13 protein-coding genes are annotated in these 16,118 nt (G+C 59.0%); 6 read left to right on the top strand and 7 right to left on the bottom strand.

Annotated features, from left to right (window positions below):
* The coding region (locus WCA10_RS26355; RefSeq protein ID WP_472825538.1) for an FtsX-like permease family protein at window positions 1-855 on the top strand (855 nt) is incomplete at its 5' end.
* Window positions 856-940: 85 nt separating this feature from the next.
* Here WCA10_RS26355 and WCA10_RS26350 read toward each other — a convergent pair.
* Both WCA10_RS26350 and WCA10_RS26345 read right to left on the bottom strand, forming a co-directional pair.
* Window positions 941-1,966, bottom strand: coding sequence for an aldo/keto reductase (locus tag WCA10_RS26350; protein WP_472825537.1), 1,026 nt, complete (start codon window positions 1,964-1,966; stop codon window positions 941-943).
* Between the two features lie 116 nt (window positions 1,967-2,082).
* Complete coding sequence (locus WCA10_RS26345) at window positions 2,083-2,256, bottom strand: hypothetical protein (RefSeq protein ID WP_472825536.1); 174 nt, start codon at window positions 2,254-2,256, stop codon at window positions 2,083-2,085.
* A 472-nt stretch (window positions 2,257-2,728) separates the two neighbouring features.
* Between WCA10_RS26345 and WCA10_RS26340 the strand changes: the two genes are divergently transcribed.
* From WCA10_RS26340 to WCA10_RS26325, 4 genes are all read left to right on the top strand, one after another.
* Window positions 2,729-3,469: a hypothetical protein gene (locus WCA10_RS26340; RefSeq protein WP_472825535.1), complete on the top strand. Its 741-nt coding sequence runs from the start codon at window positions 2,729-2,731 to the stop codon at window positions 3,467-3,469.
* Window positions 3,470-3,537: 68 nt separating this feature from the next.
* Window positions 3,538-4,818: a histidine--tRNA ligase gene (gene hisS, locus WCA10_RS26335; protein WP_472825534.1), complete on the top strand. Its 1,281-nt coding sequence runs from the start codon at window positions 3,538-3,540 to the stop codon at window positions 4,816-4,818.
* Between the two features lie 132 nt (window positions 4,819-4,950).
* Window positions 4,951-6,828, top strand: coding sequence for an aspartate--tRNA ligase (gene aspS / locus WCA10_RS26330; RefSeq protein ID WP_472825533.1), 1,878 nt, complete (start codon window positions 4,951-4,953; stop codon window positions 6,826-6,828).
* A gap of 123 nt (window positions 6,829-6,951) precedes the next feature.
* On the top strand, window positions 6,952-7,587 hold the full coding sequence (locus WCA10_RS26325; RefSeq protein WP_472825532.1) for a class I SAM-dependent methyltransferase: 636 nt from the start codon (window positions 6,952-6,954) through the stop codon (window positions 7,585-7,587).
* A 303-nt stretch (window positions 7,588-7,890) separates the two neighbouring features.
* Here the strand turns inward: WCA10_RS26325 and WCA10_RS26320 are convergent, their stop codons facing one another.
* The gene (locus tag WCA10_RS26320) at window positions 7,891-10,386 is read right to left on the bottom strand and encodes a DUF3536 domain-containing protein (RefSeq protein WP_472825531.1); all 2,496 of its coding nucleotides are present in this window, start codon (window positions 10,384-10,386) and stop codon (window positions 7,891-7,893) included.
* 111 nt (window positions 10,387-10,497) lie between these two features.
* Window positions 10,498-11,208 carry a DNA-3-methyladenine glycosylase family protein gene (locus WCA10_RS26315; RefSeq protein ID WP_472825530.1) on the bottom strand — a complete coding sequence of 237 codons (711 nt, stop codon included), beginning with the start codon at window positions 11,206-11,208 and terminating at the stop codon, window positions 10,498-10,500.
* Window positions 11,209-11,335: 127 nt separating this feature from the next.
* Here WCA10_RS26315 and WCA10_RS26310 point away from each other — a divergent pair, with 127 nt between their 5' ends.
* The gene (locus tag WCA10_RS26310) at window positions 11,336-12,781 is read left to right on the top strand and encodes an aldehyde dehydrogenase family protein (protein ID WP_472825529.1); all 1,446 of its coding nucleotides are present in this window, start codon (window positions 11,336-11,338) and stop codon (window positions 12,779-12,781) included.
* Window positions 12,782-13,239: 458 nt separating this feature from the next.
* On the opposite strand, the gene WCA10_RS26305 is transcribed toward WCA10_RS26310, so the two are convergent.
* The 3 genes from WCA10_RS26305 to WCA10_RS26295 form a co-directional block, all read right to left on the bottom strand.
* Window positions 13,240-14,010, bottom strand: a complete 771-nt coding sequence (locus tag WCA10_RS26305; RefSeq protein ID WP_472825528.1) for a LytR/AlgR family response regulator transcription factor — start codon at window positions 14,008-14,010, stop codon at window positions 13,240-13,242.
* Window positions 14,007-15,026: a sensor histidine kinase gene (locus WCA10_RS26300; protein ID WP_472825527.1), complete on the bottom strand. Its 1,020-nt coding sequence runs from the start codon at window positions 15,024-15,026 to the stop codon at window positions 14,007-14,009. The genes WCA10_RS26305 and WCA10_RS26300 overlap by 4 nt, the downstream gene beginning before the upstream one ends.
* A 66-nt stretch (window positions 15,027-15,092) precedes the next feature.
* The gene (locus WCA10_RS26295; RefSeq protein WP_472825526.1) at window positions 15,093-15,926 is read right to left on the bottom strand and encodes a hypothetical protein; all 834 of its coding nucleotides are present in this window, start codon (window positions 15,924-15,926) and stop codon (window positions 15,093-15,095) included.
* Window positions 15,927-16,118: the final 192 nt, after the last annotated feature.

Below are 16,118 nucleotides of genomic sequence, written 5' to 3'. Positions count from 1 at the left end.
CTCGATCTACGCTTCGCCACACACCTCGCGATGTGTCACGCAAGACTAGAGGTCAGGATGGATTCGCTATTTCCTTTCCTGCAGGGACTTGCACCCCTACAACATGTCGGTTTATCCCGGCGCACGGTGGTAAACCGCAGTTTCGCGAATCTCTACCTTGGCGGAACCGCCGCCATCGGCCACACACTCGAACAGGTCTCCTACAACGACTTTTCCATCAAGGGGATCGTGCAGGGTATTGTGGCGGACGCGCGCGAGGAAGGCCTGAATGAACCGCCGATGCCAACGGTGTATTCCTGCTTTAGCGCGCCTGATCCGTTTCCGAATTACCTGGTCCGTACGCGCGGCGAGCCGATGGCGATGGCGGACGCGGTCCGGCAGAAGATTCACGAACTGGAGCCGGGCCGATCGGTGTACGCCATGATGCCGCTGCAGGCGCACCTGGACGAGAGCTTCTCCGACAACCAGCTGCGCACACGCTTGTTGAGCTTGTTTGCGCTGACGGCGGTGTCGCTGGCCTGCATCGGGCTTTACGGAACATTGAGCTATCTGGGACGGCTACGGCAGCGCGAAGTCGGCGTTCGGCTGGCGCTGGGCGCGATGCGCAACCAGATTGTTGCACGATTTCTACTGCAGGGTTTGCGCGTGGCAGGAATCGGGTGCGTGGCGGGCCTGGCACTCGGGCTGGGACTGTCGCACTTCATCAGTTCAATGCTGTACGGGGTATCTGCGCTTGATCCGATAACGTATGGCTGTGTTGTGTGCCTGATACTGGTGGTTGCGGCCGGCGCGTCGCTGGTTCCGGCGCTGCGCGCAGCCCGCGTTGAGCCGGTGCAGGTTTTGAGGGAAGAGTGAAAAGAGAGTTTGTAGTTCAGAGTTCAAAGTTCGGCGATACACTTCGTCAACTTTGAATTCAGAACTACAAACCCAAAACTTCTCTTTACACTGGCAGCGGGTTGCGCTCAGGGAAGTTCCGCTGATGCCAATAGGGGTAGACGGGCGTGACCGCGCTGGCTTTGTCGAGTTTGGCTACCTGGTCTGCGGTGAGGTTCCAGCCGACGGCGCCGAGATTCTGCCGGAGTTGTTCCTCGTTGCGAGCACCGAGAATGACGGAGGACACGGTAGGCCGCTGAAGGACCCAATTCAACGCCACTTGCGGGACCGTTTTGCCGATCTCGCTGGCAACAGATTCGAGCGCATCCACCACGGTATAGAGATACTCCTCGGGGACGGGCGGGCCAGCGTCGGCGGTTTTGTGGAGGCGGCTGACGGCAGGTAACGGCTGGTTGCGGCGGATCTTTCCGGTGAGACGGCCCCAGCCGAGCGGGCTCCAGACGAGGGCGCCGACTTTCTGATCGAGGCCAAGGGGCATGAGTTCCCACTCGTACTCGCGGCCCACGAGCGAGTAGTAGACCTGGTGCGCGACGAAGCGTGTCCAGCCGTAGCGGTCGGCCACCGCGAGGGACTTCATGAGGTGCCAGCCTGAGAAATTGGATGCTGCGATGTAGCGCACTTTGCCTTCGCGGACGAAGGTATTCAGGGTGTCCTGCACCTCTTCGATGGGCGTGAGAGCGTCGAATCCGTGCACGTGGTAGATGTCGACGTGGTCGGTGCCGAGGCGGCGGAGACTGGCTTCGAGAGCCTGACGCAAATGGTAACGCGATGTGCCGCGTTCGTTTGGCCCATCGCCCATGGGAAAGTAGGCCTTGGTGGAAATGAGAGCGCGATCACGTTTGCCCGCGAGAGCCTTGCCCAGAATTTCTTCGGAGCGGCCGTCGGAGTAGCCGTCGGCCGTATCGAAGAGGTTGACGCCGGATTCGAGGCAGATGTCAATGAGGCGCGTGGCTTCGGCGACGTCGGTTTCGCCCCAGGCTTTGAAGAATTCGTTGCCACCGCCGAAGGTGGCCGCGCCAAAACTCAGCGCAGAAACTTTGAGGCCGGAGCCTCCGAGAAGTCGGTATTCCATGACCTTTAGGATGCCGTCGGTTGACGGAGGATGCAAAGACGCACTCGGCGAGACTGCGCTTGAAGTTCAAGCTGGAAGGCAAATGGTTTGCAGAATCGGCTGATTCGTTGCGGGTGTCAGCGCTCTATTCCTTTGCGGCCAGAACCGCCCAGACAATGCACATCAACCAGGACGAGGAGCATCCATCCGCGTCCCCAAATGGCGGCGAAGAAATTCACGGCGAACATCACGAAGCATCCAGGGACGGTGCTGTAGAGCATTCCCAGAGGGCCAAAGACGAATGCGAGCATTGCTGCCACCCACACACTTTTAGCTCTTGGCTGGACGAGCTCCGTGGCGCGAAAAACGGATTGCGTTGCGGTGGAGGACGGGGGCGCCTGAGGGATCGCAGGGGGCGTCTGGGTTGCTGCCACCGGTAATCGCGCGCCGCAGGTCAGGCAAAATGCTGAGTCGTCCTGGGAAGCGGCGCCACACCGGTTGCAAAAAGCCATTTCGCGATTCCTGTAACGCTCAAAGCGTGCAGCCGGCATTCGGAGCGCTCGATTACGAATGCGGAAGACCTATTCAAGAATAAATCGATTGGCGGTTGCGTGGATTTGCGTGCTGCGCAAGATTCGAGGCTGGTGGAAACCACGAATCTTGTTTGGCTTCTGTTTCTGATTGAGGGGCTTATCGCGAGCGTGCTAGACTCGATCCACTTTCTACGCTGAGCAGGATATTTCTTCGCTCCTTCCCCCGAGCAGCGAAGCTGAGGTTCGAACGATGGCTTCGATTTCCCAGGGCGCAATGGTGCGTCCCGTCAATCCCATCATTGGCCGAAATGGGCTGGTGGATCAGTATTTCTATTTCGCAATGTCGCTGGCGGCGATTGTGGTGTGGGGCTTCAGCCGCACTGTTGATCACAACCTGCTGCATGCAGCTCCACCGCGCCCTTTGCTGCTGTGGATACACGGCGCAGCGTTTTCTGGATGGGTGGCTTTTTATATCTTTCAATCGGCGTTGATCCGCACGCGCAACGTCAAGTGGCATCGCTTCTTTGGCTGGTTTGGCACGGGACTTGCTGCGTTCATGGTGCCGCTGGGCGTCACGATCGCCATCATCATGGCCCGCTTCGACCTGCACGTGCTGCACCAGACCGGGATCGAGACATTTCTCGCCATCCCCTTTTTTGACATGTTGGCCTTCGGTTTATTCGTTGGGCTCGCCATCTACTGGCGCAAGCAGCCGGAGCTGCATCGCCGGCTGCTCTTCATCGCCACCTGCGGGCTGATGGACGCAGCTTTCGGTCGGTTCGACTATATTTTCAACCACAACCTCTACTTCCTTTGCCTCGATGGCGTCATGCTGCTTGGCGTGGTGCGCGATCTTCTTGTCAATCGCAGCATTCACAAGCTCTACCGGGTTGTGCTTCCGCCTCTTTGGATCGCTCAGGCCCTCACGGTCTACTTCTATGCCGGCAGCCCTGCCTGGTGGCTGAGGCTCACGCGAGCGATCTTGGGATAGGCGGGATCCGCAAGACGCCGACCGCGCAGGTTCGGGTGGGTCGTGTGCCCATTTAAACTGGATGGGATATGGCCACATTGAAAGCTGTGCGCGGTACGCGTGATTTGCTTCCGCCGGAAACCGCGTTGTGGAATCGGATTGAGGCTACGGCACGTAGCGTCTTTGCCCGCTACAACTTTGGCGAGATTCGCACACCGGTTTTTGAGGACACGGCTCTGTTTGCTCGCGGGGTTGGCGAGGAAACCGACATCGTCTCGAAAGAAATGTTTACGTGGCAGGACAAAGGGAGGCTGCGGTCGGATCATGCCCAGTCATTGACTCTGCGCCCTGAGAATACCGCCGGCGTGGTCCGAGCTTACGTCGAACATAAGCTCAGCGATTCAGGCCAATTACAGAAGTTCTATTACATAGGTCCGCAGTTTCGACGCGAACGGCCGATGAAGGGGCGGTACCGGCAGTTTTCGCAGATCGGGGCGGAGGTGATTGGGCCGCCGACGGCGGGCAGCGAATCGCCCTTGCGCGATGCGGAAGTGCTGGAGATGCTGGCGACGCTTCTGGATGAGATGGGGATCACGGGGTGGTCGCTCGAAATCAATTCGGTGGGGTCGGCCGCGGATCGGGCGCGCTACAACGCCACGCTGCAGGAAGCTTTGATTCCCCTAGCGCCGAAGATGTGTGTGGACTGCCAACGGCGGGCGGTGACGAATCCGCTGCGGGTGCTGGACTGCAAGGTGCCGGAAGATCAGCCGATTATCGAGACGCTGCCGAGAATTGTGGATTCGCTGGATGAGGCATCGAAGACGCACTTTGCGGCGGTGACGGCGGCGCTGGATGCGGCGGGAGTGCCGTACACGCGCAATCACCGGCTGGTGCGGGGACTCGATTACTACACGCGGACGACATTTGAGTTCACGCATGGAGGGCTGGGCGCGCAGAATGCGCTGCTGGGCGGCGGTCGTTATGACGGCTTGAGCGAGGCGATCGGGGGGCCGAAGGCTCCGGGGATCGGCTTTGCAATGGGCGAGGACCGGCTGGTTCTGACGCTGCAGGCGCTGGAGGCGACGAAGCCGGAGAAGAACGACGCGTATATTGCGCCACTGGGCGAGACGGTGAATCCGGCGGCACTGGCACTGGCGCGGGAATTGCGGCGGGGCGGGCTGACGGTGGAGCTGGGAGACGGTTCGTTCCGGCTGAAGAAGTCGTTTGAAGCGGCGGAGCGCACGGCGCGGCGGATCGTGATCCTGGGCGAGGACGAGCTTCAATCCGGTATCCTAACGGTGAAGGACTTCTCAACCGGTATACAGACCAAGGTTCCGCGCGCGGAATTGGCAGGCGTTCTCAAACGATGAGGGCGTGTCCTTGGGTTCGTGCTTTCCCATCCATGCACTGAAAGACGCGCATGGATGGGGCACCCGACATCTTCATCGTCTTACGGCACGACTAAAGTCGTGCCCTTTCAAATCAAGATAGGGATTGGCATAGTGCTCGACTTTTTAGGCAGTCTTGAACGGACGCAGATGTGCGGCGAGTTGCGTGCCGCCAACGCAGGCGAAGACGTGGTTCTGATGGGCTGGGTAAACCGGCGCCGCGACCACGGCAACTTGATCTTCCTGGATGTGCGCGATCGCAGCGGCATCGCGCAAGTGGTGCTGGATAAGGAGCTGACGCCGGAAGGGCATTTGAAGGGCGAGCAGGTGCGGCCGGAGTACGTGGTGGCCGCGGTGGGCAAGGTTCGTCTGCGCGGTAAAGATGCGACCAATCCCAAGATGCCGACGGGCGAGGTGGAGATTGAGGCGACGGAGCTGCGGATTCTGAACGACGCGCGGCTGGCGCCGTTTTCGCCTTCGGAAGAGGCGATCCAGAACGAGGAGACCCGGCTCAAATATCGCTACATCGATCTACGGCGGGTGGAGATGCAGCGGAACTTCTGGCTGCGGCACGCGATTACGCAGGCTATTCGCGAGAGCCTGAGCGCGCAGGGATTTCTGGAGATCGAGACGCCGATTCTGACGAAGAGCACGCCTGAAGGCGCGCGCGATTTTCTGGTGCCGAGCCGCGTACATGCGGGCGAGTTTTACGCGCTGCCGCAGTCGCCGCAGATTTTCAAGCAGATCCTGATGATTTCGGGGTTCGACCGCTACTTCCAGATCGCGCGGTGCTTCCGCGATGAGGACCAGCGCGCGGATCGGCAGCTGGAGTTCACGCAGGTCGATTTGGAGATGAGTTTTCCGCGGCGCGAGAATGTGTTTGCAGTGGTGGAGAAGTTTTGCGCGGCGGCCTGGTCTGCGGCTGGTATGACGCTGCCTACGCCATTCCCGCGGATCACGTATGACGATGCGATCCGGCAATACGGGTCGGACAAGCCGGATCTGCGGTTGCCTGGGCTGACGGATGTGCGGTCGGCATTTCCAGAGGAGGCGCTGACAACGCTGCAGATTGATCCGGCGCTCCCAATTGTGGCGTTGCGCATTCCAAACGTGGGCGAGCTGAGCCGCAAGGAGCGCGAGGAGAATCATCCGCTCTTCGACCAGAAGAAGGGCGCGAAGTTTATCGACGACTTCAAGCGGCTGGCGAAGAGCTTTCCGGACGCCGTGACGAAGATTCATGCGCTGACCGGAGCGGCCGAGGGCGATTTTGTGATCGTGGTGGCAGGCGATCCCGCGCATCACATCAAGGCGAGCGACACGAAGTTTGAAGGCCGGTTGAGCGAGCGAGAAATTAACGTGTATTCGGCTGCGGGAATCTTCAGGAGCGAGCTCGCGAAGAAGTATGCGGACCGGCACAAGGCTTTTCAGATCACCGATAAGGCAGTCCAAAACGCGGAACCACGGAGTGGCGGCAAGATGCTGGACGCATCGGCAGCGTTTCATCCGATCTGGATTGTCGACTTCCCGATGTTCGAATATGACCTGGCGAGCGGCAAGTGGGTTCCGGCACACCATCCCTTTACCGCGCCATATGAAGCCGACATGGCGAACCTGACAAGCGATCCGGCGTCAGTGCGCGCGGACTGCTACGACCTGGCGATGAATGGGTTGGAGCTTGGGTCCGGCTCAATCCGCATTCATCGCAAGGATGTACAGCAGCAGATTTTTGCGTCGCTCGGTATCTCGGAGGAAGAGGCGAAGCAGCGCTTCGGCTTCTTCCTCGATGCTCTCGAATACGGTACGCCACCACATGGTGGAATCGCACTTGGATTGGATCGCATTGTGATGCTGCTCGCGGGTGCGCAGAGTTTGCGCGAGGTGATCACCTTCCCGAAAACGGCGAAGGCGATCGACCTGATGGCCGATGCGCCGACGACGGTGAGCGATCAGCAACTGAAGGAGCTCCACATCCGGGTTACGCAGCGCAACTGATTTCGTTTGCGTGAATCTCTTCGTGCAGCAAGCTGGGTGGGGAAGATTCCGAGCATATCGTGTGTGCTATAAAGAGTGTTAAACGCCACGTTCGCACGTACGATGTTCGGCGTCACTACCCCCATGACGGCCACCAGTCAAGCGATCATTCCTCGCGAGTACGCCGGTACCACGCTAAGTGGCTGCCACGACTACGTTCTTCCTGCGCTGTTTGAACTCTGCCCGAAACTCGGACCGAACACGCGAGTGCTCGACGTGGGATGCGGCAACGGTTCAGTTGCCGCTGAGGTAGCGAAGCGCGGCTGCCGGATCGTGGGCATCGACATGTCGGAGACGGGGATTCAGATTGCCCGCCGGAATTGTCCGTCGGGCCGGTTTGAGGTTTTGCCGGCGGACGAAAATCTCCTGCACAATCTCGGGGAGGAGCCATTCGATGTTGTCTACAGTCTGGAAGTGATCGAGCACCTGTATCATCCCCAGAGCTTCGTGGCGGGATGCTTCAGCGCCACGCGGCAGGGAGGCACGTTTGTTTGCTCCACGCCGTACCACGGCTACGCAAAGAACCTGATGCTTTCGCTGATGAACGGATGGGACAAACATCACAATCCCACCCAGGAAGGCGAACAGATCAAGTTTTTCAGCCGCAGGACGCTTTCGAAGCTGCTGGAACAGACGGGCTTTCGTAGTCTCGAATTTCGAGGCGGCGGGCGTGCACCTTACCTGTGGAAGAGCATGGTGATGTCGGGCGTCAGGCCGTAAGCACAAGTGGTCGAATCGAGTTTGTGAATCGAGCCGAGGGGCGGCATGTGACTCTACGACTCAGCGGTCTTTGCCCGGCTTGCTTGACGCCGATAATCAGAAGAGCCAGTCCGATGCCGATGAAGAGAAAGGTCACGGAATAAAAGCCGACCCAATCACCGTGTTCCTTGGTATTAGATCCGCCGGAACCTTCCTGTTGTCAAGGTTCTTCAATCCAAGAAGTAAAAGAACACCGTCAACTCCGGTTGGCCACCAAGAAATTCTCCTGCGCTTCGGTTCTATCTTCTCGATCGGCATTTTGGGTCAGTCTCCAGTGGCTTCGACCAGTTGGTCCGGCGCGGTCATGGCTGTGGTCTCGATGGAGAGGCATTTGCCGAGTTCGTTGAAATCTTTGTCCCAGCGGGGGCGCTCGCCAGCGATCTGCGAGGTCAGCGCATAGCTCGACGAGCGCAAAATCTCATACCAGATATTCTGGGCCTGCCAGAGATTCAGCTCGAAGGGAAGCTCAACGAGCGTGTGCGCCAGAGTAAGTGCGCGTTCAAGCATTTCGAGGGAACCGGCCGACATTTGAAGCTCGACCATGGCGCGCTTCATGCGCTGGTCGGCAATGTAGGAGAGGGTTGCGGTATCGAGCGGCACCTTGTCCGCCCTTGCCAGTTGCAGAAACGACCGCAGCAGCGCCTGGTCAATGAGGTCTCCTTCGAGAGCGCGCCGCAGGCCGGCATTGATGGCGAACTCCGCGGCCAGGGTCAGCGCCGGCGGCTTCGGAAGCCCGGCCTGCGACAGGTAGTGAAGGAGGCTGGCGTGATCCTCGTAGATATTTGTGAGCGAACTCTCGATGTCCCAAAGGGTCGAGTTCAGAATGAGCTGAATAATGCGGCGCTGCTCGTCTTTGAAGAGGGATGTGAGCGAATATCCAACGTGACCGTGATAGCGATCGATCAGGCGAATGACATCAGGAAAATCTGCGCGCTGCACACATTCAGATGCTTGTGTTGAGAATTCCTGGAACACCGCAGCATCGTTATCGCTATAGGGTTTCACGGCTGCGGTGATGTTCTGGTCGCCGAAATGAAGGACCGCGAAGCTGAACGCTTGCGCGTTCCCGGTAATGGTGCTGGTGATGCTCGCGCGGCCCACGGCGAGCCGTCCGCGACCAGACGTGTAGACCTCATTCGAGATGCGGCGGACTCGATAGCAGAACAATTCGGTCTCTTCGGCGAAGGACGAGAAGACGCTGCTAATGGCGTAGTGCGCTGCTACCTGCTCGAGGCCGAGCTGCATCGGCACGATCTTTTCCTTAAAGATGCGGGCGCCATCGCCGGCCGCAGCCACATTGGATTTTGTTTCAGCGAGACGAGCGAGAAATGCCGCTTCAAGGTGTGCGGCTTTCTCGCCAAACAACTCCGTCGCCAGTTGCAGTGCGCGTGCGGCATAGGCGATGATCTGCACGGTTTCAATGCCCGAGATGTCATCGAAGAACCATCCACAGCTGGTGTACATCAGTTGCGCGTGCCGCTGCATCTCCATCAGGCGCAACGCGTGTACGCGTTCGGCCGGTGTGAGGTCGCGGCTCTGGTGCTCTTGAAGGAAGCGCTCGACGACCTCTTCGCTTCGATTGAGAATGACGTCGATATATCCGTCACGGGCCGCCCAAACATCCGTGAAGAAATTCGAGCCTTCTTCCTCCGTCATGGGCGCAATGGCATCGCGTAACTCATCGAGCGCCTGGCGCAACGGGGTTCGCCATTGCTGATTCCACCCAGGCTTGCCGCTATTGCAACCACAGTTGGAACGCCAGCGCTCCACGCCATGTGCGCAACTCCACGAGGTATTGTCAATGACTTCGCATTCCCACTCGGGCGGAAACTGCTCGAGATAACTTGAGTAGTTGGTCAGCTTGACGGTCTTGTCCTGTTCAAGAAGGCGCACCGCATAGGCCAGAGCCATTTCGCCGTGGCGATGATGGTGTCCGTAGGACTCGCCGTCGGTGGCAACGTTCTCAAGTTGCGGCTGGGCGCTGTCTTTGAATCCGGCCTTGAGGCGCGCGGCAAAGTTTTCTCCCGAATTCAACAGTCCTTCAAAGGCGATGGCGCGGGACGTAGCGCCATCGTAAAAGAAGATGGCGATGGAGACGCCGGAGTTGAAGCGCATGAGGTAAGGCCGCGTAGTATCGACGGAGTTGGCGAGCGGCGTGGTCCATGCGGACTCAGGTGCGACCGCGTCTGCGGGCAGCGCCCGAATGCGTTTGCACTGGCTGGGAGCAAGAATGGTGAATTTGATGCCGTGTTGCGCGAGCAGTTCGAGCGACTCAGTGTCGACAGCGGTTTCTGCAAGCCACATGCCTTCGGGCGCGGCGCCATAGTGGCTTTCGTAGTCGGCGATCCCCCACCGGATCTGCGTAATCTTGTCGCGCTGGTTGGCGAGGGGCATGATGACGTGGTTATAGACCTGCGCCATCGCCGAACTGTGACCGCCGAAGTGCTTTCGGCTGCGGCGCTCGCCGTCGAGGATCATGCGGTAAGTGCGCGGCGCATTCTCCTTGAGCCAACTGAGCAGCGTGGGGCCGAAATTGAAGCTCATACGCGCATAGTTATTGACGATGCGGATGATCTGGTTCTTGTTGTTCACGGTGCGGGCGGCACCGTTGGTAGCGTAGCACTCGGCGCAGACGCGCTCATTCCAGTCGTGATAGGGCGCAGCCGAATCCTGTGTCTCGACGGTCTCGAGCCAGGGATTTTCGCGAGGGGGCTGATAGAAATGCCCATGAATACAGATAAAGCGTTTGGTTGTGGCCATGCGTTCTCAGAGTAAAAGCCGGCAGACTGGCCGTGCTTGATTATTGTAGGCTGCGCGGTTGGCGTGCCGCTTCACGGTTAAGGACGGGTGCTGATGGGGTGGCGCAGGTCTCTAGCAGTCTTCGGCTACGGCGCGTCCGGCGGGCGGGGTCTTCTGGGCCAGGTCGCAGGCGCGCCACAGGTACCAGCTGGCAACGGAGCGGAAGGGGCGCCATTTCTGTCCGCGCCGGAAGAGGACGTCGGGCTTGGGCAGATCGGAGGCTTCGATGGGACGGTTCTTGGGAAGGCGCTGGAAGGTGAGCGCGAATCCCTTGCGTACGCCGTAATCCGTTACCGGCAACACGTCGGGGCGGCCCATGCGGAAGATCAGCAGCATTTCGACGGTCCACGGGCCGATGCCGCGCACTTCCGTGAGGCGTTCGACGATGTCGGCGTCGGGCATCTTGAGAATGGCTTTGTGGGTCGGCACAGTTCCATCGAGAGTTTTGGCGGCGAGATCGCGCATGGCCTTGATCTTGTTGCCGGAGACGCCGGCGGCGCGCAGTGGTCCATCCGGAGTTTCGAGTAATTGCTGCGGAGTTGGATCACCATGGAAGAACTCGCGGACGCGCCGATGGATGGTGGCTGCGGCTTTACCGTGCAGCTGCTGGTAGAGGATTGATTCGAGTAGAGATTCGAAGGGCGACGGTGCAGCATCGAGGCGCAGCTTGAATTCTCCGACTTTATCGATGAGGGCGCCCAGCTTTGGGTCGCAGGCCTTCAAATGGGCGATAGCTTCGGCAGGATCAAAGGGGAGTTTCCTGCTCTTTCCGTCGTGAATCATAGGCGACCAGTGTAACGCTGCGCAGCGACGACGGTTTGCGGTGGGATTGAAATGCGGGCGGGCGAACCGACTTGACCCTCGCTATGTACCATCAATGGGTAGGGTCAACCTTGGAGCGACGAACAATATGAAGATGCGTCCGGGAACGCAAACGGGATTCCTTCTCTGTGGCAAGGAATGGAGTGAGGGAGAGGCACTCGAAGTGCATTCTCCTTGGGATCAGGGCCTTCTGGGTAAGGTCACGATGGCCGCACGCGCCGATGCGCGCGAGGCCGTGAACCATGCGGTGGCCAGCATGCGTCGCACCCGCGCGCTGCCGCGCTGGAAGCGCCGGGAGATTCTTGAAGATATCGCCGCATCGTTGATCGAGCAAAAGGATCGCTTTGCGAAGCTCATCGTTGCGGAAGCGGGAAAGCCTATAAGGCTGGCGCGCGCAGAGGTTGACCGCGCGGTGTTGACGTTCAAGACGGCGGCAGAAGAAGCGGCGCGACTTGGTGGGGAGACGATACCTCTGGATCTGACGGAGGGCAACGAGAATCGCTGGGGGCTGGTGCAGCGGTTTCCGGTGGGGCCGGTGCTGGCGATTACGCCCTTCAACTTTCCGCTGAACCTGGTGGCGCACAAGGCGGCGCCGGCGATTGCGGCCGGCTGCCCGATCCTGATCAAGCCGTCGCCACAGACGCCGTTTACGGCGCTGGCGCTGGGAGAGGTGATCTTAAAAGCCGGTTGGCCGGAAGAGGCACTGGCCGTGTTGCCCCTGGCGAACGCTGACACGGCGTGGCTTGCGGAGAAGGAAGACCGCATCAAGCTGGTGAGCTTTACGGGGTCGGCGAAGGTGGGATGGGAGCTGAAGGTGCACTCGGGGCGCAAGCGCGTCCTGCTGGAGTTGGGCGGCAATGCGGCGTTGATTATCCACGGCGACTATCGCGACCTGGACAGCGCTGCTGAACGCACGGCGCACGCGGCGTTTGGCTTTGCGGGGCAGTCGTGCATCAGTGTGCAGCGCATTTTTGTCGACAAGAGCATCTTTCAGACATTCATCTGGAAGCTGGTAGAAGTTGCGGGCAAGATGGTTTCGGGCGATCCGGCCAGTGAGGCGACGGAGGTAGGTCCGCTGATCAGGCCGGGAGAGGCGGAGCGCATCGAGAGCTGGATCAAGGAGGCGGTGGAGGGCGGCGCACGCCTGATTACGGGCGGCGAACGCAAGGGCTCGATGATAGCGCCCGCGATTCTGACCGGGAGCAAGGCGGGGATGAAGATTCGCGACGAAGAGGTCTTTGGGCCGGTCGTGGTCGTGGAGCCCTACGTGGATTTTGAGCAGGCACTCGCGGAGGTGAACCACTCGCGATTCGGATTGCAGGCAGGCTTGCTGACGCGCGACGCGGGGCGGATTCTCACCGCATATCGCGAGCTGGAGGTTGGTGCGCTGATTGTGGGCGACACCCCGGCGTGGCGACTGGATCCGATGCCGTATGGCGGGGTAAAGGACTCCGGGTTGGGGCGCGAGGGGATCCGGTCGGCGATCGAGGAGATGACGGAGCCACGGATGCTGGTGATGTCGGGCATGAGCTAGAGCGTTTGGCGCAAATATTGTGGAAGACCGGCCTGTACCGCTCGGTTCGGCCGATTCCCCGGCTTTCTCCTGTATCCCCCCCCACCCGGTATTTGGAACCTGGAGGGAGTGTTTTCAGCGGTTTAGGTTGCGCTGCGGCCCGCAAATATTTCCTATGCAGGGAGTTGGCCGCAAATATCAGTCAGCAAATGGCTTAGGGGAAGGAGCGGAGGTACTGAGGGACAGGGATCAGGGAGTAGGGAGTAACAGACGCGATGGCGGGATACATTCGGTTGCTCCTCGAGCGAGAGGATTCGATTGCAATTTCATTGTGCGCCGATCGGGGGAAATTACCTGCAAAACGGGGGTGGCTGCAAAGTCCTCTATCTGAAAGCTTTGAGAAATTCTTGAAAGAAATGCTCTTGACATCTGGAATCAACTGAACGCCGCCGCTCGATCCATGGTGCTTGTATCTTGAGCTAGTACCCAACCGTCGCCTTGAAGTCTCGCGCTCGATCCCGCGCGACAGTCAACTCAGTTTCCTTGCCATCCTTGAGACGAACATTCAATGCTCCTCCGGTGAGCAAAGCAACTTCCTTAATCCAGCCGAGGTTTACGATCGTGCCACGGTGAATCCGGACAAACTGCCTGGGATTCAGCTTGTCTTCCAGCTCCGCGATCGTGTGGTCCACACAAAAGACCTTGCCCTCGGAGACAGCGAAGGTCAACTTGTCCTCGGCGTAGAAATGCGTGACACGAACCAGATCGAGGAACCTGAGCCGATCTCCCAGACGAGACGCGATGCGGTCAGGATACTGCGGCTTCGTCTCGCGCAGCGAATCTGCGAGTTTCTGGAACAGGGCCTGAAAGTCCGCCTGCGCAACCGGCGCCGAGCTTCGCAAGCGTTCAATTTTCTTGAGGGCGCGTTCGAGGGAATCTGGATCGACAGGTTTCAGCAGATAGTCAACCGAATTTACAGCAAATGCCCGCAGCGCGTACTGATTGTAGGCGGTGGTGAAGATGACGATGGGCTGGCTAGGCAGGCGCGCCAGAACCTCGAAACCGTTCAGACGCGGCATCTCGATGTCGAGGAAGCAAACATCGGGAGGATCGGCAGACAGAGCCTCCACAGCTTCCTCCGGCTCTGTCGCGCTGCCTATTACCTGCACGCGGCCAGTCTGCTCCAGTAGCCGGCGCAACCGTTCCAGTGCCGGAGGTTCATCGTCGACCAAATAGGCGCGCAGTTTCATTCGCGTGGTAACACCATCTCCACTACAGATTGGCCGTCTCGCCGGAATACATTCAAGCGCGCCTTGTCGCCAAACAGCGCATCGAGCCGCTCCACGAGATTATCGAGCCCATGGCCCGGGGGAATCGCGGTCATGTCAAATCCCGGACCGGTATCGCGAACTTCGATCCTGAGGTTCCCGTTTTGCTCGGAGGCAGTCACCAGAATTTCTCCACCGCCGCGCTGTTTGGTGACTCCGTGTTTTACGGCGTTCTCAACGAGTGCCTGAACGGACATCGGAGGCACCCTGGCATTGCGGAGATCATCGGCAACGTCTGTTGAGCCGCGCAATTTGTCTCCGAAGCGCGCTTTCTCAATATCGAGATAACCTTCCACCATTGCCAGTTCCTGTTGCAAGGGAATCAGGGGTTGATTGCTGTTGTCGAGGGATGCTCGCAACAAAAGCGCGAGCCGGCCCACAATCTTTTCGGCTCGAGAGGGATCGGCAGAAATCAGTGAGCTAATCGAGTTCAAAGTGTTGAAGAGGAAATGAGGATGGATGCGGGATTCGAGTGAGCGCAATCGTGCCTCGGCAGCCAGTTTCTGTGCCTGAGCTTCGGCGATCTCTTTTTCATGCAGCTTCGCCTCCATTACTTGCAGGCGATCTCGCAACGATCCATAAGCAATGGCGCCCAAGCCGAATACCACAGCCAGCGGCATGCAGAAGCGCAACATGCGCAGGTACTCCGGCCAGAAAGGCTGCTGAGTTGCGAAGCCTATCCCCGTCAGCAAAGCCTGCACGAGCAGTATCCCTAGAGGAACCACAACAAAAAAACACAGCGCGAACGCCGGGGCTAACGACAGTTCGCGCCGAACCAGTTTCTGCACCAGCACGCCGACCAGCAGGAGCCCGAGAGCCGCAACCAGGTTGGCATATACAAGGGCATACACAAGCGTATGCAGCAGATCGCGCGTATTCGAAATCTGATGCCAAAGCACCTGGAACGCAACCACGATCGCCACAGTCAAATTGGGCAACAGAAGCGGCAATATCCATCTTTGCTTTGATGAAGTCATAACAGCGCCCCGGATCAATGGCATCTTCTACTTTGCGTCAACGGGCTGAAGAGTGCCGCTGCGGAAGATGTTGAGGGCCTGCGAAGTGTCCTGGCCGGGGAGTTTCATATCACCGACCACGCTCTCGTACAGCGTGCCGTACTCAATCTGCTTCGTCTCCAGCGAGACCCAAATCTCTCCCCAATAGTCGCTGCGCCCGATCAAGGTCATTCCACCGGTTGCAAGGTTGACCGGATTGAAGAACGCCTGGTACGTGATCAGTGCGCACTCCCGGCCATTTCTTTGCGATCGACCGATCCACTGGAGCACCACGTTGTGGTTTTTGAACGTGCCCACGTCCGGTATGTTGACATCCTGATTAGAGATCACCTGATAGGGTTCATTCAGCTTAAGGTGATCGAAATAGTTCTGGCCGAACATTTCGATCATTCCCGTATCCCAGACAAGATTACGCTCCATCACAGCAGCGGGCGGAAATCCCTTGAAGAAATCCGGCGCCATGGTGTCGGCGATATCGTTGCGATAATGAAATCCTTCCATGAAGTCACGCTTCTGCGGTGTTGCAAATGGGGCCGCAGCTCCAGCCGCATTTGCCTGGCTTACGTTTTTCCACATTACCTCTCCGGACGGTAATCCACGAGTGTAGTCCCCGCTCAGGCGCTGACGGAACACCACTTCGCCCTTCGGGTTTACGGTGTTGTAGTCCACGACAAATCTGTAGGTTCGAGGGCCGCTGTCCTTTACGGTCGTTCCCTGCGGCAGGTTCCATGTTTGTGCAGGTTTCAACTGGGCCGGCAGGCTGGTTGCCGTTCCCAAGGCAAGTCCGGCGATCAACAGCGCGGTTCTGATTTGCATTCGCATTTGTGTTACCTCTCAGCCGCAATCTTCGACCGGCGCTCGGGTGAAGTCACCTTGTTTGCGACGAATGGCCCGTTTTCCCGACTACTTGCCTTGTGAGGCAGACGAATCGTGAGCTCGAACGCTCCGATTCGAGCTGGTTTGCGTTTGGAGGGGTGCCATCGCGATGGTGGGCCGGTCCTTGGGAATTCCTGG

The sequence above is a fragment of the Occallatibacter sp. genome (genome assembly GCF_049582745.1).
In the GTDB taxonomy this organism is placed as follows: domain Bacteria; phylum Acidobacteriota; class Terriglobia; order Terriglobales; family Acidobacteriaceae; genus Telmatobacter.
Note: the sequence above shows the minus strand (reverse complement) of the source record. Positions and strands in the feature narration are given on the sequence as shown.